The following is a 16,929-nucleotide window of genomic DNA, read 5'->3' as shown; positions in this document are numbered from 1 at the left end:
GCGTCATGAACGACACGCCACGCAGCCTGGAAGGACGTGGCGCGATCGAAACGCCGCAGCGTGGCGGGAAGGTGAAATTCCTTCTCGCCGTCGCTGCGGCGTTTTTCTTTTGCGCCTTCGTTGCCCTTGGAACCTGGCAGGTGAAACGCCTGCAATGGAAGGAAGACCTGATCGCGCGCATCGACGCGCGCGTGCATGCCGAACCGGTGGCCGCGCCGCCGCGCGCGCGCTGGCCGCAGGTCACGGCCGAATCGGACGAGTACCGCCGCGTGCGCGTAGCCGGCACCTTCCTGTACGACTTCACGACGCGCGTGCAGACCACCACCAGGCTGGGCATCGGCTTCTGGCTGATGACACCCCTGTGCACGGCGGACGGCATCGTCTTCGTCAACCGCGGCTTCGTGCCGATGCGGTCGGGCGACCTGCAGTTGCCGGCGCCGCCGAAGGCTTCCGGCGACGTATGTGCCGCGGTGCCCGGGAGGAAGCCGGCCGTGATCACCGGCCTGCTGCGCCTGCCCGAACCGAAGGGCCGCGTGCTGCGCGAGAACGACCCGGCGGGTGACCGCTGGTATACGCGCGACATCGGGCCGATGGCCGCCGCGCGCAACCTGCGTGACGTGGCACCGTTCTTCGTGGACGCGCCGGCCGGCCAGGAGTATCCCGCCAGCGCCGCCGAACGGCCGACCGGCGGGCTGACCGTCATCGCCTTCCCGAACAACCACCTGGTGTATGCCGGCACGTGGTTCGCACTGGCCGCCATGATCGCGGGCGGCTATTATCTCGTCCTGCGTTACGATCGTGCCTCCGCGCGAGCACGCAGAAGGGGAACGAGTGCAAGGACAGGGAACGACGATGGCAGCAGCGCGGGACACCCGGGGGACTGAGCTGGCGGAGCGGCGCCGGCCGGACGGCCAGCGCGAGCGGGTGGCGGCCGCCGGCGTGGAGTACGCGGCCGGCCACAAGAACATGATGCAGCTGATCCAGCTGCGCTGGATCGCCGTGATCGGCCAGGTGGCCACGATCGCCGGTGCGACCTATGTGTACGGCATCCTGCTGCCGCTGGTGCCGATGCTGCAGGTGCTGGCCTGCCTGATCGCGTTCAACGTGGCCAGCCACCTGCGCTGGCACGAAGTGCGCTATGTGCGCCACACCGAGCTGTTCATGGCACTGCTGGTGGACGTGGCCATCCTCACGTCCCAGCTCTATCTGTCCGGCGGCGCCACCAATCCCTTCGCCTTCCTGTACCTGCTGCAGGTGATCCTGTCCGCCGTGCTGCTGCAGCCCGCGTATGCGTGGACCTTCGTGCTGATCACGGCCGGCTGCCTGGCCGGCCTGTCCCGCTATTATCTGCCCCTGCCGCTGGCGGCCGACCACGAGCGGGGCATCCTGTCGCTGTACGTGCAGGGCATGCTGATCTGTTTCATGCTGGTCGCCGCGCTGCTGGTGTTCTTCATCACCCGCATCACGGACAACCTGCGTGCCGGCGATGCCCAGCTGGCCAACCTGCGCCAGCGTGCCGCGGAGGAGGAGCACGTGGTGCGGATGGGGCTACTTGCCTCCGGCGCGGCGCATGAACTGGGCACGCCGCTGGCCACGCTGTCCGTCATCCTGGGCGATTGGAAGCGCATGCCCGAGTTCACGAAGAATCCCGAGCTGCTGGAGGAACTGGCCGAAATGCAGGCCCAGCTCAAGCGCTGCAAGGCGATCGTCTCCGGCATCCTGCTGTCGGCCGGCGAGACGCGCGGCGAATCGTCCGTGAAGACCACGCTGTCCACCTTCCTCGACGAACTGGCCCGCGAATGGCACGCCAGCCGTCCCGTGCAGTCGTTCCGCTACGCGAACCGCATCGGCACCGACCTGCCCGTGGTGTTCGACGAGACCCTCAAGCAGATGATCTGCAATGTGCTCGACAATGCGCTGGAGGCATCGCCTGCCGCCGTGATGCTGGATGCCACGCGCGAAGACGGCCACCTGATCCTGTGCGTGACGGACGCGGGGCCGGGCTTCGAGCCGGCCATCCTGGCGCAGCTGGGCAAGCCGTATAATTCCACCAAGGGGCGGCCGGGCAGCGGGCTGGGCCTGTTCCTTGTCGTGAACGTGGCGCGCACGCTGGGCGGTACGGTCGGCGCCCGCAACCGCGAGGAGGGCGGCGCCGAAGTGGTGATCCGCCTGCCGCTGTCGTCGATTGCCTATGCCTCGTCCTGATGCCCGTTCACGCCACCGCCATTGCAGATTGCCCCATGTCCGACAGCCCGTCCACATCACCGCCTGAACCTTCGACCGATCCCCGCTGCCTGCTGATCGTCGAGGATGACGAGGCGTTCGCGCGCACGCTGGGCCGCTCCTTCGAGCGGCGCGGCTACCAGGTGCTGCATGCCGCGAACGTGGACGAAGCAGCCGCGCTGCTGGACGAGCACGCGCCCGGCTACGCCGTCGTGGACCTGAAACTGAAGGGCAATTCGTCCGGGCTGGCCTGCGTGCAGATGCTGCACGAGCACGATCCGGAGATGCTGATCGTCGTGCTGACGGGTTATGCCAGCATCAACACGGCCGTGGAAGCCGTCAAGCTGGGCGCCTGCCAGTACCTGGCCAAGCCGTCCAACACGGACGATATCGAGGCCGCGTTCGCGCACGTGGCCGGCAATGCGGAAGTGGAACTGACGGGCCGTGCCACGTCCGTGAAAACGCTGGAGTGGGAGCACATCCACGCCGTGCTGGCCGAGACGGAGTTCAACATCTCGGAAGCGGCGCGCCGCCTCGGCATGCACCGCCGCACGCTGGCGCGCAAGCTGGAAAAGCAGCGGGTGAAGTAGGGGCCTGCCGTTCGGCCGGCACGGGGCGCGCATCCGGCAGTCGGTCGCGATGCATGCCGGTGGGATTCATGCCGGCTGATTCATGCCGGCTGATTCATGCCGGTTGATTCGTTCCGATTGGTTCATGCCGATTAGCTGCGAAATAACAACGAATGGTATATTGCTATCCGGCCGATTGGCATCGGTGCAAGCGCGCGCAGTGTTTCCAAGATACAATGTCCATTCCCGTCGGCTCAACAGGTCCCGCGGGATCCCGTTCCCCGGTGCCCAATCCCCGCATCGACTAATTCAACGCGCCGACCGGCGTCCCACTGAGTTGACCGATGATCTGTCAAAATGAATTCGTGCGCATCGATGCGCTGCGCAAGCTCGACCTCCTCGACACGCCACCGTCCGAAGCCTTCGACCGCATCACGCGGATGGCGGCGCGGCTCTTCGACCTGCCGGTTGCCGCCGTCTCGCTGACGGACACGGACCGCCAGTGGTTCAAGTCGCGCGTGGGCGTCGAGCACGATTCCATCCCCCGCATGCATGCACCCTGCTCGGAAGTGGCGGAGCAGTACGCCTTCGTCGTGATTCCCGATCTCGCGGCCAGCGAGCGCTATCGTGACAGCTTGCTGGCGCAGCAGGGCGTGCGGTTCTATGCCGGCGCGCCGCTGGTCACGCGCGACGGCCATGCGCTGGGCGCGATGTGCGTGCTGGGCACGGAACCGCGCCAGATCACCGAAGAAGAGCGTGATGCGCTGACGGACCTGGCGGCGATGGTGATGGCGCAGATCGAACTGCAGCACGCGCTGGGCCGCATCGATCCGATCAGCGGCCTGCCCAACCGCAACCAGTACATCGACGATTTCGCCGATCTGGAGAAGGACTGGCCGCGCGGCCAGCAGCGCCTGGCCGCGCTGGTGCACCTGGCCAGTCCGCAGCAGCTGGGCAATGCGGCGCGGGTGATGGGCAGCTCCTATCTCGACGGCCTGGTGGCCGAAGCGGTGCGCTCCTTCCGCGAGGAGTTCGGGTCCGATGGCAAGATGTACCACGTGGCGGCCACCCAGTTCATCGTGCTGCTGGCGCCGCATGTGGGCCTGGCGTCGTGCACGCTGCGGCTGCAGCGCTGGCTGGACGGCAGCCACAGCTGGTCCACCTCCCGCTTCGTCACGTCGCCCGCGGTGGGCATTGCCCCGTTCGAGCTCGGTGCCGCCGATTCGCTGGACGTGCTGCGCATGGCGCAGGGCGCCGCGCACGATGCCTTCGCCAATGGCACGCAGCTGGCCGTGTACTCGTCCACCGAGGATGCCGCTTACCGCCGCCGCTTCACGCTGGTGACGGAATTCGGCCGCGCGCTCGAGCACACCAGCCAGCTGCGCCTGAACTACCAGCCGCGCATCGACCTGGACACCGGCGCCTGCGTGGGCGCCGAGGCGCTGCTGCGCTGGGTGCACCCGGAGATGGGCAATGTGTCGCCGGCCGAGTTCATGCCGGTGGTGGAGCAGACGTCGATGGCACGGCCCGCCACCGCCTGGGTGATCGATGCGGCGCTGACCCAGCTGCGCGCCTGGCAGGACGCCGGCATCGATACGCTCACCTTGTCCGTCAACGTGGCGGCGCCGAACCTGCTGGAGCCGGATTTCGCCGCGATGGTGCGCGCGCAGCTGCGCACGCATGGCGTGGCGCCGGCATGCCTGGAACTGGAAATCACGGAAAGCGCGGCGATGGAAAACCGCGCCAGCGCCGACCGCATGCTGGCGCAGCTGCAGGACGTGGGCGTGCGCATCGCCATCGACGATTTCGGCACCGGCTACAGCAGCCTGTCCTACCTGCAGAGCATCCCGGCCCACGTGGTCAAGATCGACCAGAGCTTCATCCGCGGCATCGAGGACGACGAGCGCAAGCAGGCGCTGGTGACGGCGATGATCACGCTGTCGCACGACCTGGGCTACCGCGTGGTGGCCGAAGGGGTCGAGACGGCGGCAGCGCGCGACGTGGTGCGCCTGGCCGGCGCCGACGAAGCGCAGGGCTGGCTGTACGCGAAGGCGCTGGAGCCGGACGCGCTGGCGCAGTGGCTCGCCCTGCACGCCGCCGATGTCGCCCACGCCATCCCGGCGTGACCGCTGTGCCGCCCGGGCGGCAGACGCCGAATTTTTGCGTTGAAAGGGTCGCCATCACGCTCACCGCGGGCGCCGTTGCCGTTATACTGGCAGCAACTGAACAAGCCCGCACGAAGACATGGCAAAGCAAGCGGCCGTCAAGCAGACCGCCCGGACCACCCGTCCCCCCGAGAAAACCCACCTGCTGGAAGAGCGCCGGCGTCTCATCGTCGACCTCGTCAACGAGCAGGAGCAGGCCACCGTCGACGAACTGTCGGCGCGCTTCGGCACTTCCGTCGTCACCATCCGCAGCGACCTGAAGGCGCTGGAAGAGCAGGGCGCGCTGGTGCGCACGCACGGCGGCGCGCTGGCGCACCGCGATGCGGACGACGACGTGCCGCTGGCCGTCAAGGAAAGCCGCCACCATCCGGAGAAGATGCGCATCGCCGCCGCGGCCGTGGCGCTGATCAGGGATGGCGACACGCTGATCCTCGATTCCGGCACCACGACGGCGGAGATCGCCAAGCTGATCCGCACCCTCAAGGTGAAGTCGCTGAACGTCATCACCAATGCACTGAACATCGCCGTGCTGCTGGCGAACGCGCCGCACGTGCAGCTGATCATGCTGGGCGGGCAGCTGCGCTCGCGTTCCTGGTCGCTGTCCGGCCCGCAGGCCGAGGCCGCGCTCGAGCACCTGCATGCGGACTGGCTGTTCCTGGGCGTCGACTGCCTCGATCCGGAAGTGGGGCTGATGACGCCGCACCTGATGGAAGCGCAGCTCAATGCCCGCATGATCCGCAGTGCCCGGCAGGTGGTGGCCGTGGCCGATTCCTCGAAACTGCTGGGCCGTAATCTTTCCGTGATCGCGCGGGTCGATGCGCTGGACCGGCTGATCACGGACCGCAAGGCCGATCACGGCGTCGTCGATGCGCTGCAGCGCCACGGCGTCGAGGTGGTGCTGGTCTAGGAGGGTACCCGGTGCCTGCGCACCGGGTACCACCATCCGGCCGTCTTTCATGGGCGGCCAGCACGGCCGCTGCCGCAATCATGTCGGCATGCGTGCCCCGCAGCCCGGCCCGGGCGAAGTCCCATGCCCTGGCGTTGCTGTCATCTTCGCGCAACAGTCGCCTGTCAATCCGACAAAGATAATCGAAGCAAAACGAAAGAATACGAAAGTTCTTGTTCTTTCGTATTTCTTGCCATAACATTCGTCCATCAGCCACTTGCCCGCGCACGGAGGGGTTTGCCGATGCATCGTACGAATGTCAGGAAAGCCAGCGACAGGGAACCGGTCTCCGGGCGGGGCCTGGCGGTCGCGCGGATCGACCTGGCACCGTGCGGGCACGCCGGGAAAACGGAAGCTGCCGGCAGCGCATCCTGCCGATCCGTCGAAAGCGAAAGAAAAAGAAAGTTCATTCCCGGCGGCCGGCGTGGCACCTGAGCGGCGCCACAGTCGCGTTCCGACCCTGCGCGCGACGCGCGTTTTTGCAAGCACGATGGCGGCCGGCGCACCCGCGCCGGCGCCGTCATGAAAGAAAGGATGGGCATGAAATCCACCAACTGGCTGGTCTGGGCCGGCAGCTCGATGCTGCTGTGGGGCGTGTGGGGCGCCTTTGCCGGCGCGCCCGCCGAGCGCGGTTTCCCGGAGACGCTGATCTACGTGGTGTGGGCATTGACGATGATCCCGCCGGCGCTGTATGTCCTGGCCCGCAACGGCTGGCGCCTGCAGCGGGACCGGCGCTCGCTGTGGCTGGGCGCGGCGGCCGGCATCCTCGGTGCCGGCGGCCAGATGGTGCTGTTCCACGCAGTGAAGGTGGGGCCGACGTACCTGGTGTTCCCCATCGTGTCCCTGTCGCCGGTGATCACCATCGCGCTGTCGTACTTCCTGCTCAAGGAACGCGTGGGCAAGCTGGGCATGGCCGGCATCGTGCTGGCCGCCTGCGCGCTGCCGCTGTTCGATTTTTCCAGCGACGGTGGCGGCGCCGGCATCGGCTGGTGGTTCGTGCTGGCGCTCGGCATCCTGGTGGCGTGGGGCCTGCAGTCCTACTTCATCCGGCTGGCCAACGAAACGATGGATGCCGAAAGCATCTTCTTCTACATGATGCTGTGGGGCCTGGCCTTCATTCCCGTCGCGCTGGCCATGACGGATTTCAGCAAGCCGATCAACTACGGCCTGACGGGACCCTGGCTGGCCGCCGTCACGCAGGTGCTCAATGCGGCCGGCGCGCTGATGCTGGTCTACGCGTTCAGGTACGGCAAGGCGATCGTCGTCTCGCCGATGGTCAATGCCGGCGCGCCGCTGCTCACCGCGATCATCTCGCTGCTGGCGGCGGGCACGATGCCGAGCAACACCAAGCTGGCCGGCATCGTCCTGGCGCTGGTGGCCGCACTGCTGCTGGCGCTGCCCGACAGCTCGGCACCCGATGCGGCGGCCGATGCCCCCTGATCTTTTCTAGCGAACGCATGTACGACTCATTTACTGGATCAACCACGGAAATCCCATGAAAGAACTCCTGAACATCATCCGCCGGCACAAGGCGGGCGAGGCGGTCGGCATCTATTCCGTCTGCTCGGCCCACCCGGTGGTGCTGGAAGCGGCGATGCGGCGTGCCCAGGCGGCCGGCACGCCGGTGCTGATCGAGGCCACGTCGAACCAGGTCAACCAGGACGGCGGCTACACCGGCATGACGCCGGCCGACTTCTTCGCCTTCGTGAGCGGCATCGCCGCGCGCGTGGGCCTGCCGCCCGCGCACCTGCTGCTGGGCGGCGACCACCTGGGCCCGAACGCATGGCAGCGCGAACCGGCCGCACAGGCGATGGACAAGGCCGACGTGCTGATCGAACAGTACGTGGCGGCCGGCTTCCGCAAGATCCACCTGGACTGCTCGATGGCGTGCGGCGGCGATCCGGTGCCGCTGGCCGAGGACGTCGTGGCGGCGCGCGCGGCACGCCTGTGCGCCGTGGCCGAACGCACCTGGGCGCGCGTGGGCGGCGAGGCGCCGCTGTACATCATCGGTACCGAAGTGCCGGTGCCGGGCGGCGCGCAGGAAGACCTGCACGAACTGCAGGTCACGCCACCGGCCGCGGCCGCCGGCACCATCGCGGCGCACCGCCAGGCCTTCCTGGCCGCCGGCCTGGACGACGCGTGGACACGCATCATCGGCCTGGTCGTGCAGCCCGGCGTGGAGTTCGACCACCACAAGGTGATCGACTACCGCCCCGCCGCGGCGACGGCGCTGTCGCAGTACATCGAGAACGAAAGCCTGATGGTCTACGAGGCCCACTCGACGGATTACCAGACGCCGGCGAACCTGCGCGCGCTGGTGCGCGACCACTTCGCCATCCTGAAGGTGGGCCCGGGCGCCACCTTCGCGCTGCGCGAAACGCTGTGGGCGCTGGCCGACATCGAACGCGCGTGGCTCGGCGCGGAACGCAGCGCGGACCTGAAAGGCGTGATGCTGCAGGCGATGCGCGACAAGCCGAAGTACTGGCAGGGCTACTACACGGATCCGGCGCGCGAACACATCGACCTGCAATACAGCCTGTCCGACCGCATCCGCTACTACTGGCCGGAGCCGGCCGTGCAGGAAGCCTGCCGGAAAATGCTGGCCAACCTGGACGAGAACCCGCCGCCGCTGACCTTGCTGTCGCAATACCTGCCGGGCCAGTACGCGGCGGTGCGCGAGGGCGCGCTGGCGCCGGACACGAATCAACTGCTGCAGGCCGGCGTTTCGGCCCTGCTGGCGCAATATGAACAGGCATGCGCGGACCAGCGCGCGGAGGTGGTGCAATGAGTGTTACGCAGTCGAGCAATGTCGGTTTCCCCGCAGGTGAATTCGAGGCGCGCGGCGCCACCTGGACGGCGCGCGAGATCGCCCAGCAGCCGGGCGTCTGGACGAAGGTGCTGGCCCTGGTGCAGGAACGCAGCGCGGCCCTCGATACCTTCCTCGGCCCGCTGCTGGCCGACCCGGCACTGCGCATCGTGTTCACGGGCGCCGGCACGTCGGCGTTCATCGGCGAGTGCCTGGTGCCAGCGATCCGCCGCCACGGCAAGCTGCGCGCCGAAGCCGTGCCGACCACCGACCTGGTGGCCGGTCCGGACCGCTGGCTACGGCCCGACGCGCCGACGCTGCTGGTGTCGTTCGGCCGCTCGGGCAGCAGCCCGGAAAGCGTGGCCGCGTTCGACCTGGCCGAGCAGACGGTGCCGGGCGTGCACCACCTGGTCGTCACCTGCAACAAGGATGGCGAGCTGTATCGCCGCTGCCAGTCCCAGTCGAACGCCTGCGCGCTGCTGCTGCCGGACGAGACGCATGACCGCGCGTTCGCGATGACGTCCAGCTTCACGTCGATGCTGCTGTCGGCCGGCGTGATCTTCGGCGCGATCCGGCCCGGCCCCTCGTATGCGGCCGCCGCGCAAGCGCTGCTGGGCAGCGCGGCGCCGCTCGTCAACGCGCTGGTGGACGGGGACTTCGAACGCGTCGTCTACCTGGGCAGCAACGAGCTGGGCGGCCTGGCCCGCGAAGCGGCACTGAAACTGCTGGAACTGACGGACGGCGGCATCGTTTCCGGCTTCGACACGCCGCTGGGCTTCCGGCACGGGCCGAAGAGCGTCGTCAATGCCCGCACGCTGGTGGTGCTGTTCCTGTCGAACGACCCGCACACGCGCCGCTACGACCTGGACCTGCTGCGCGAGCTGCGCAACGACGGCCGCGCCGGCCGCGTGCTGGCGTTGTCCGCCACGGCCGATGGCACGGCGCCGGGCGACGTGCTGCTGGCCGGCATGGAAGCGGCAACCGACATCGAACTGGCCTTCCCGTACATTGCCTTTGCCCAGCTGTTCGCGCTGTTCGCATCGCTGAAACGCGGCGTGACGCCCGATACGCCGAGCGCTTCCGGCACCGTCAACCGCGTGGTGGCGGGCGTCACGATCTACGGCTGGCAGGACCGCGCATGATGTACCTGGGCGTGGATGGCGGCGGCACCAAGACCGCCTATGTACTGCTCGATGACGACGGCACGGTGCGGGCCCGTCACGAAGGCGGCGGCAGCTATTACCTGGAACTGGGCATGCCGGCCACCGCGGCACTGCTGCGCGAGGGCGTGGCGGCCACGCTGGCCGCGGCCGGCGCGACGCCGAACGACGTGGGGCTGGCGTTCTTCGGCCTGCCCGCGTATGGCGAGGACAGCAGCCTGCAGGCCGATCTGGACGCGCTGCCGGCCGGCGTGCTGCCGCGCTACGCCTGCGGCAACGACATGGTATGCGGCTGGGCCGGTTCGCTGGCCGGCGGCGATGGCATCAGCATCGTGGCCGGCACCGGCTCGATCGCGTACGGCGAGTACCAGGGCCGCGCGGCGCGCGCCGGCGGCTGGGGCGAACTGTTCAGCGACGAGGGCTCGGCCTACTGGATCGCCCGCGAAGGCCTCACGCTGTTCTCGCGCATGAGCGACGGCCGCGCCGAACCGGGACCGCTGCTCGACCTGTTCAGGGGCGAACTGAAGCTCGCGCAGGACCTCGACCTGTGCGGCGAAATCTATACGCGCCGCGGCGGCGAACGGAGCCAGGTCGCCCAGCTGGCGCGCCTGGTGTGGCAGGCCGCATCGGGCGGCGACACGCAGGCGATGGCCATCTTCGAACGGGCCGCCGCCGAACTGGCCGACATCGTGCACGCGGTGGGCCGCCAGCTGGCCGCGCCGGCCGGCATGGCGCTGCCGGTCTCCTACAGCGGAGGCGTGGTCGGCGACGACTCGCTGGTGCTCGCCCCCTTTACGCGCGAACTGGCCGCGCGCGGCGCCTACACGCTGGTCCAGCCCCGCTTCGCACCGGCCATCGGCGCCGCCCTGCATGCCGCCCGCCTGGCCGGCACCCCGCTCAACGAGGCCGCGCTGGCGCGGCTGCAATCCCACGGAGATACCCCATGACCGTCATGACCCGCCTTGCTGTCTCGTTTACCGTCTCCTTTGCCACCGCGCTGCTGTGCGCTGGCGCGTCCGCGGCACCTGCCGACACGTACACGGATGCCGACTTCGCGAAAGTGGAAAAGATCGACGCCCACATGCACCTGCACGGCGCGCTGCCGCTGTTCATGCAGCGCGCGCAGCAGGACAATGTGCGCATCCTGACGATCAACGTCGACTACCCCGACTTCCCGGCGCTGCCGGAGCAGGAGCGCGTGGCGCTGGACCTGCACAAGCGCTATCCGCATGACGTGGCGTTTGCCACCACGTTTGCGACCGACAAGTTCGAAACCCCTGGCTGGGCCAAGGCCACCAATGCGCAACTGGACCGCACGCTGGCCGCCGGCGCAGTGGGTGTCAAGGTGTGGAAGAACCTGGGCATGCACCTGCGCGACCATGCCGGCAAGGCCGTGCTGATCGACGACCCGCGCCTGAAACCCGTGTTCGATCACCTGGAAGGGAAGGGCACGCTGGTGCTGATCCACCAGGCCGAGCCCCTGAACTGCTGGCTGCCGGTCGAGAAGATGACGACGGCCAGCGACCGCGAATACTTCACCAAGCACCCGCAGTACCACATGTACGGCAAGACGGAATGGCCGTCGCACGAGCAGCTGCTGGGCGCGCGCGACCACCTGCTGCAGCTGCATCCGAAGATGCGCGCCGTGGGCGTGCACCTGGCCTCGCTGGAATGGGACGTGGACGAGCTGGCCAAATTCCTGGAGCGCTTCCCGAAGGCGAGCGTGGACCTGTCGGCCCGCATCGCCCACCTGCAGCACCAGGCGATCGCCAACCGCACCAAGGTGCGCGACTTCATGATCCGCTACCAGGACCGCATCCTGTACGGCACCGACCTGGCCAGCTCGGGCAGCCAGCCCGATGCGGACTTCGCGGCCGATGCCCACAAGGCGTGGGTGAGCGACTGGGCGTTCCTCACGTCGGACCGCCAGCTCACGTCGCCGGAACTGGCCAAGCCGTTCCAGGGCCTGGCGCTGCCGCGCGCGGTGGTCGACAAGATCTACGCGAAGAACGCGCGCCGCGAGTTCCCGCAGGCCTGGCATTGAGCCAGCCACTGGGCATGGCGCCAGGCGCCGCCGTCTTAGCGGCGTCTTAAAATCCCCCGTGCAGAGGTTCTCATCGGGTGACAAGTATGGCAAGCTTGCATCCGATGAAGTTCCGATCACATGACGGCGGCCTTCCGTGGCGGCTGTTTCAACGGGAGAAATGCATGAAGCCGATCCGCACGATGGTCACTTTCGCCCTGGCCTGCGGCCTGCAGCTGGGCATGGGCAGCGCCTGGGCACAGGAAGATGGCCTGGTCACGGGCAGTGCAGGCGCCGTCACCTATGCCAGCGGCGGCGTGGGCGATGACCAGCGCGCGGCGCTGGCCGCCATGAAGCCCGACTTCAACCTGCGCCTCACGTTTGCCACGCGCGGCTCGGGCGACCTGAAGGCCGGCGTGGCGCTGGCCATCACGGACAGCAAGCGCAAGCCGATGATGCAGCTGGCCGACAGCGGCCCGAACGTGTACGTGAAACTGCCTGCAGGTACCTACTGGATATCGGCCACGCTCGATGGCCAGGAGCAGAGCCGCAGCGTGACCCTCGGCCGCAACGGCGCCGCGCGCGACGTGCTGTTCTACTGGGGCGAGCCCGCCGACCAGGCCACCGTGCGCTGATCGCCGCTTTCTTCTCGCCGTTATCTTCTCGCCCCTTTTCCTCGCCCCTTTTCCTCGCCGCCCACCGGCTGCGCCCTCAGCGCTGCAGCACATAGGTGCCGGGCGCCGGGCCGGCAGATGGTCCGCTCGCCGGTACCGGCACCAGCGGCCCGGCCCGCTGCGCCAGCCACGCTGCCCACTCGGGCCACCACGATCCCCCTTCGACGGGTACGCAGGCATGCCAGCGCTCGGCATCGATATAGGCCGTGTTTTCGCGATGCGTGGCCACCTGGTAGCTGCGCGCGCCGCTGTCCGGCGGCGCCACCACGCCCACGTTGTGGCCGCCGGAGGTCAGCAGGAACGTCACGTCCGTATCGGCCAGCAGCACCAGCTTGTAGACGGAGCGCCACGGCGCCACGTGGTCGGTCAGCGTGCCCACGGCGAACACGGGCACCTCGATGTCCGTCAGCGCGACGGGCCGCCCGCCGACCAGGTAGCGGCCATTGGCCAGGTCGTTCTGCAGGAACAGCCGGCGCAGGTACTCGGAATGCATGCGCGCGGGCAGCCGCGTGGCGTCGGCATTCCACGCCATCAGGTCGGTATCGCGGTCGGGCAGGTCGAGCAGGTAGTGCTTCAGGCGGCGCGACCACACCAGGTCGTTGGAGCGCAGCAGCTGGAACGCGCCGGCCATCTGCCGCGTGTCGAGATAGCCCTGCGCCCACATGGCCGCTTCCAGGTAGCTGACGGCGCTCTCGTCGATGAACAGCGACAGCTCGCCCGGCTCCGTGAAGTCCACCTGGGCCGCCAGCAGGGTCAGGCCGGCCAGCCGGTCGTCGCCGTCGCGCGCCATCGCGGCCGCGGCGATGGCCAGCAGCGTGCCGCCCAGGCAGTAGCCGCAGGCGTTGACGCGTTCGGCACCGGTCTGGGCGCGGATCGCATCGAGGGCCGCCATCACGCCGAGCTGCCGGTAGTCGTCCATGCCGAGCGCGCGGTCGTCCGCCCCTGGGTTCTTCCACGAGACCATGAACACCGTGTGACCGCGCGCGACCAGGTAGCGCACCAGCGAATTGTGCGGCGACAGGTCGAGGATGTAGTACTTCATGATCCAGGCCGGCACGATCAGCAGCGGGGCCGCATGCACCACCGGCGTGACGGGATCGTAGCGCAGCAGTTCGATCAGGCCGTTGCGCAGCACGACCCGGCCCGGCGTGACGGCCACGTCGCGGCCCGGCAGGTAACCGGTATCGGCCGGCTTGCCGGCCAGCGCGCGGGTCCAGTCCGTCGCGGCGCGGGCGCTGCCGGCCAGCAGGTTGCCGCCGCCGCTGCGCAGCGTGGCCGCCTGCACGACCGGGTTGGTGGACAGGAAGTTCGAGGGCGCCGCGCAGTCCAGCAGCTGGCGCGCGAGGAAGGTGACGACTTCGCTGTGGTGGCGCGAGACGCCGCGCACGCCCGTCGTGGCGCGGTGCCACCATTGCTGCTGCAGCAGGAAGCCCTGCGACAGCACGGTCCACGGCCACTGCCGCCAGGCCGGATCGTTGAAGCGGCGGTCCTGTGCCAGCGGTTCGATCAGGGGCGCCGCCGCCCCTGCGCCTGCCAGGGCGGTGTGCGCCGCATACTGCAGCCAGCGCGCGGCACCGGCGCCGCCATGCAGCCACAATTCCGCCACCTTCGACGGTGCCAGCAGCAGATGGCTGGCCCAGTCGAACCAGGCGGTGCCGAGCGCGGCGGGCGAGAGGGAACCCGTGATGCGCGCGAGCAGCGCGTTCAGCAGCAGGTCGGCCGCCGCGTTGTCCGTGCCGCGCTCCGGGTCGTCGTGCAGCGTGCCGCCCTGCCATGCGCTGCCTTCCGGCTGGTATGCGCACTGCGCTCTCAGCGGCACCCTCGTCATGGCCGGTCCGGCGGCATCAGTGCGCCATCAGCAGGGGCACCGTCATCCGCTCGAGCAGCGCGCGCGTGACGCCGCCGGCGATCCATTCGCGGTAGCGGCTGTGCCCATAGGCGCCGGCCACCACCAGGTCGGCCCCGGCATCCTGCGCAAGACCCAGCAGCGCCGGGCCGGCGCCGGCATCGCTGCGTTCGCGCACCACCTCCACCCGCACGCCATGGCGCGCCAGGTAGGTGGCCAGGTCGGCGCCGGGCTGCTCGCCATGCCGCTCGCTCATCTCTTCCGGATTGACCAGCGCCAGCAGCACGGAACCGGCACCCTTGAGCAGTGGCAGTGCGCCGGCGATCGCCCGCGTCGCTTCCATGCTGGCATTCCAGCCGACCACGATGGTATTGCCCACGCAGTCGGTGGGGTGGTCGTCCGGCACCACCAGCACCGGGCGGCTGCAGTGCAGCGCCACGTATTCCGGCAGGTCGGTGGCCAGGCGCAGGCGCGAACGGGCCGGGCTGCCGCGGCTCAGCACCAGCAGGTCGGCATAGCGCGATTCCAGCAGCAGTGCGCGTTCCGCATCGTCCTCGACGATGCGCCCCTCCCACGACACGACACCCTGCCGCTCCATCTGCGTGGTGAACGCGCGCAACTGGTCGCTGGCGCGCTCGCGCAGCCGTTCGAAATCGGGATCGGGCAGGGCCATCATCGGCGACGTGTCCAGCAGCAGGTAGTCGCGCCGGCTGATGCCGGTGACGGCGCTGCCCACCAGGTGGCCGTCGTGCAGCGTGGCGAGGCGGGCGGCCACGGCCAGGCGCGGCGCCAGTTGCGGGCTGTCGTCGACATGCACGACGATGGTCTTGTACATGGTGGCTCCTCTGCGCGGACGGGCGGTGGCGGGCCGCGGCCTGCGGCCCTTGCGCAGTCAGTGTAGGAGGGATGCCAGCGGCTGGCGGCTTTCGTCTTTGAGGTGCGTCAAACGATGGAGGAATTGCCGGCGTGTGCGGATGAGGCCGGTCAAGGAAGCGGCAATGAAAAAGGCCGGGCAAGCCCGGCCTTTGAGACTGCGGTGCAGCACTCGATTACCAGCCGATATCCTTCAGCAGCGGCAAGGTCAGGTCCTTCGGCGGCACCACTTCATGCGTCAGGTCGCCGTTGATGGACGGTTCCATCAGCTGGTTCGGCGACGCGGCGGTCGTGTAGTGCGAGACGGACGAACCGGGCTGGAACGTGGTCGGCGTGAACATCAGGATGCGCTTCTGGCTGTCCGCACCGGCCAGCTGCGACGCGTCGCCGAACAGCGTGGCAACCACGTTCGACGCGGTACGGGTGCGGTAGGCCAGGCGCGCCTTCACGGCGATGCCGTCCGCCTGCGAGATGCGCACGGAAGGAATCGTGATGGTCGGATCGTCGCCGCTCATGCCGGCCGGGTCGCCCGGCGCGTTGTCGGCCACGATCATCGCGATCGCGCCGGCCGCCTGCACATTGGCCGCCTTCAGCGCGAAGTTGCAGGTGCCGCGGTCGACGAGTGCCACGTGGCCCTTGACCGCCTTGGCGTTGGTGGCGTTCAGCGTCGTGCAGGCCAGGCCGGTACCATTGGCCTGGTCGACCACCGGGAAGATGTCGCCGGAGACGTTGTTGTCGGTGATGCGCGGGCCGAAGCTCGCTTCGCCGAAAGCCTTGCGGCCGGCGGCATTGCCGGCGGACGAGCCGCTGATCGCCACCACGCCCGCGGCACCCAGCACGCCCGGCACGGCGGCATTGACGTTCGGGCCGTCCCACGACAGGCCGTTGCCGCTCACGGCGTTGGCGACGCGCGCTTCTTCGCTCAGGTCGATCCACTTCGTGTTGGTGCGGTTGTCCGTCATGAAGTGGTCCCACACGGCCGGGGTGCCTGCGAAGTATTCGCCGGTTTCCTCGTCGGTGAAGCTCTGGAAGCCCAGGCCGTGGCCCATCTCGTGCAGCAGCACCGTGACGAAGTCCGTGGCGGCGCCATGCTGGCCGTCCAGGCCCAGGTAGAAGCCCGAGGTGGGCAGGCAGTCAGGGAACAGGCCCAGGCGCGAATTGAAGCGGGCGCGGATGTCGGCCACGGTGGGGCTCTGGTCGACGCCGGACAGCTTGTTGGCCAGTGCGGCCGGATACCAGGTGTCCGCTTTCGGCGCGTTCGGGAAGTCGGAGAACACTTCCAGTGCGCCGGCCGAACCGAGCGTGGCGCTGCTGGCGGTGCAGCTGAGCGGCTCGAAGCTGGCCTGGATGGTGATCGGCACCGAGCTGTCCAGCTTGGCGCCCCACAGGTTGGCGGCATAGGTGAACGCGATCAGGCGCTGCTGGCCCAGCGTGGTGCCGTTGTTGCCGCCGACCGGCGTGGCGGGCGTGGTTTCGTTGAAGCCCACGCCCGGCGCGTTGGCATTGATGATGACGATCTGGGCAGCGGCCTGGGCGCTGCCCGCGGCAGCCAGCGAACCGACGGCGACGGCGACGGCGGCAACGATCTGCTTCAGGTTCTGCATTGGACGGTGGAAGGAAGTGCGCTTCATGGCGTGATCGACC

14 protein-coding genes are annotated in these 16,929 nt (G+C 68.8%); 11 read left to right on the top strand and 3 right to left on the bottom strand.

Annotated features, from left to right (window positions below; translation table 11 throughout):
* The first annotated feature begins 5 nt into the window (after nucleotides 1–5).
* The 11 genes from IP91_RS07010 (at nucleotide 6) to IP91_RS06960 (ending at nucleotide 12,527) form a co-directional block, all read left to right on the top strand.
* Nucleotides 6–884, top strand: a complete 879-nt coding sequence (locus IP91_RS07010) for an SURF1 family protein (protein WP_145648095.1) — start codon at nucleotides 6–8, stop codon at nucleotides 882–884.
* Nucleotides 853–2,205 carry an ATP-binding protein gene (locus IP91_RS07005; protein ID WP_145648094.1) on the top strand — a complete coding sequence of 451 codons (1,353 nt, stop codon included), beginning with the start codon at nucleotides 853–855 and terminating at the stop codon, nucleotides 2,203–2,205. Before IP91_RS07010 ends, IP91_RS07005 begins: the two co-directional genes overlap by 32 nt.
* Before the next feature lie 35 nt (nucleotides 2,206–2,240).
* Nucleotides 2,241–2,813 carry a response regulator transcription factor gene (locus IP91_RS07000; protein WP_145648093.1) on the top strand — a complete coding sequence of 191 codons (573 nt, stop codon included), beginning with the start codon at nucleotides 2,241–2,243 and terminating at the stop codon, nucleotides 2,811–2,813.
* 323 nt (nucleotides 2,814–3,136) lie between these two features.
* Nucleotides 3,137–4,918 carry a putative bifunctional diguanylate cyclase/phosphodiesterase gene (locus IP91_RS06995; RefSeq protein ID WP_145648092.1) on the top strand — a complete coding sequence of 594 codons (1,782 nt, stop codon included), beginning with the start codon at nucleotides 3,137–3,139 and terminating at the stop codon, nucleotides 4,916–4,918.
* Between the two features lie 118 nt (nucleotides 4,919–5,036).
* Nucleotides 5,037–5,864, top strand: coding sequence for a DeoR/GlpR family DNA-binding transcription regulator (locus tag IP91_RS06990; RefSeq protein ID WP_145648091.1), 828 nt, complete (start codon nucleotides 5,037–5,039; stop codon nucleotides 5,862–5,864).
* Between the two features lie 579 nt (nucleotides 5,865–6,443).
* A complete protein-coding gene (locus IP91_RS06985; RefSeq protein WP_145648090.1) occupies nucleotides 6,444–7,343 on the top strand; it encodes a DMT family transporter in 900 nt (299 codons plus the stop codon).
* 55 nt (nucleotides 7,344–7,398) lie between these two features.
* Nucleotides 7,399–8,691 carry a D-tagatose-bisphosphate aldolase, class II, non-catalytic subunit gene (locus IP91_RS06980; protein ID WP_145648089.1) on the top strand — a complete coding sequence of 431 codons (1,293 nt, stop codon included), beginning with the start codon at nucleotides 7,399–7,401 and terminating at the stop codon, nucleotides 8,689–8,691.
* Nucleotides 8,688–9,851, top strand: a complete 1,164-nt coding sequence (locus tag IP91_RS06975) for an SIS domain-containing protein (protein ID WP_145648088.1) — start codon at nucleotides 8,688–8,690, stop codon at nucleotides 9,849–9,851. Before IP91_RS06980 ends, IP91_RS06975 begins: the two co-directional genes overlap by 4 nt.
* Nucleotides 9,848–10,816 carry an N-acetylglucosamine kinase gene (locus IP91_RS06970; RefSeq protein WP_229474036.1) on the top strand — a complete coding sequence of 323 codons (969 nt, stop codon included), beginning with the start codon at nucleotides 9,848–9,850 and terminating at the stop codon, nucleotides 10,814–10,816. Before IP91_RS06975 ends, IP91_RS06970 begins: the two co-directional genes overlap by 4 nt.
* A complete protein-coding gene (locus IP91_RS06965; RefSeq protein WP_199754527.1) occupies nucleotides 10,813–11,913 on the top strand; it encodes an amidohydrolase family protein in 1,101 nt (366 codons plus the stop codon). Before IP91_RS06970 ends, IP91_RS06965 begins: the two co-directional genes overlap by 4 nt.
* 164 nt (nucleotides 11,914–12,077) lie before the next feature.
* Entirely contained in the window at nucleotides 12,078–12,527 is a 450-nt protein-coding gene (locus IP91_RS06960) for a carboxypeptidase regulatory-like domain-containing protein (protein WP_145648087.1), read from the top strand.
* A gap of 76 nt (nucleotides 12,528–12,603) precedes the next feature.
* Here the strand turns inward: IP91_RS06960 and IP91_RS06955 are convergent, their stop codons facing one another.
* The 3 genes from IP91_RS06955 to IP91_RS06945 form a co-directional block, all read right to left on the bottom strand.
* Nucleotides 12,604–14,394: a PHA/PHB synthase family protein gene (locus tag IP91_RS06955; RefSeq protein ID WP_145648086.1), complete on the bottom strand. Its 1,791-nt coding sequence runs from the start codon at nucleotides 14,392–14,394 to the stop codon at nucleotides 12,604–12,606.
* A gap of 16 nt (nucleotides 14,395–14,410) precedes the next feature.
* A complete protein-coding gene (locus IP91_RS06950) occupies nucleotides 14,411–15,247 on the bottom strand; it encodes a universal stress protein (protein WP_145648085.1) in 837 nt (278 codons plus the stop codon).
* A gap of 214 nt (nucleotides 15,248–15,461) precedes the next feature.
* A complete protein-coding gene (locus IP91_RS06945; protein WP_229474033.1) occupies nucleotides 15,462–16,916 on the bottom strand; it encodes a PA domain-containing protein in 1,455 nt (484 codons plus the stop codon).
* Nucleotides 16,917–16,929: the final 13 nt, after the last annotated feature.

The organism is Pseudoduganella lurida, assembly GCF_007830455.1.
Classification (GTDB): Bacteria; Pseudomonadota; Gammaproteobacteria; order Burkholderiales; family Burkholderiaceae_D; genus Rugamonas; species Rugamonas lurida.
Note: the sequence above shows the minus strand (reverse complement) of the source record. Positions and strands in the feature narration are given on the sequence as shown.

Excerpts from the sequence above, each read along its gene's own strand:
- IP91_RS07010 (WP_145648095.1), top strand. The coding sequence starts at position 6 with ATGAACGACACGCCACGCAGCCTGGAAGGACGTGGCGCGATCGAAACG.
- IP91_RS07005 (WP_145648094.1), top strand. The coding sequence starts at position 853 with ATGGCAGCAGCGCGGGACACCCGGGGGACTGAGCTGGCGGAGCGGCGC.
- IP91_RS07000 (WP_145648093.1), top strand. The coding sequence starts at position 2,241 with ATGTCCGACAGCCCGTCCACATCACCGCCTGAACCTTCGACCGATCCC.
- IP91_RS06995 (WP_145648092.1), top strand. The coding sequence starts at position 3,137 with ATGATCTGTCAAAATGAATTCGTGCGCATCGATGCGCTGCGCAAGCTC.
- IP91_RS06990 (WP_145648091.1), top strand. The coding sequence starts at position 5,037 with ATGGCAAAGCAAGCGGCCGTCAAGCAGACCGCCCGGACCACCCGTCCC.
- IP91_RS06985 (WP_145648090.1), top strand. The coding sequence starts at position 6,444 with ATGAAATCCACCAACTGGCTGGTCTGGGCCGGCAGCTCGATGCTGCTG.
- IP91_RS06980 (WP_145648089.1), top strand. The coding sequence starts at position 7,399 with ATGAAAGAACTCCTGAACATCATCCGCCGGCACAAGGCGGGCGAGGCG.
- IP91_RS06975 (WP_145648088.1), top strand. The coding sequence starts at position 8,688 with ATGAGTGTTACGCAGTCGAGCAATGTCGGTTTCCCCGCAGGTGAATTC.
- IP91_RS06970 (WP_229474036.1), top strand. The coding sequence starts at position 9,848 with ATGATGTACCTGGGCGTGGATGGCGGCGGCACCAAGACCGCCTATGTA.
- IP91_RS06965 (WP_199754527.1), top strand. The coding sequence starts at position 10,813 with ATGACCGTCATGACCCGCCTTGCTGTCTCGTTTACCGTCTCCTTTGCC.
- IP91_RS06960 (WP_145648087.1), top strand. The coding sequence starts at position 12,078 with ATGAAGCCGATCCGCACGATGGTCACTTTCGCCCTGGCCTGCGGCCTG.
- IP91_RS06955 (WP_145648086.1), bottom strand. The coding sequence starts at position 14,394 with ATGACGAGGGTGCCGCTGAGAGCGCAGTGCGCATACCAGCCGGAAGGC.
- IP91_RS06950 (WP_145648085.1), bottom strand. The coding sequence starts at position 15,247 with ATGTACAAGACCATCGTCGTGCATGTCGACGACAGCCCGCAACTGGCG.
- IP91_RS06945 (WP_229474033.1), bottom strand. The coding sequence starts at position 16,916 with ATGAAGCGCACTTCCTTCCACCGTCCAATGCAGAACCTGAAGCAGATC.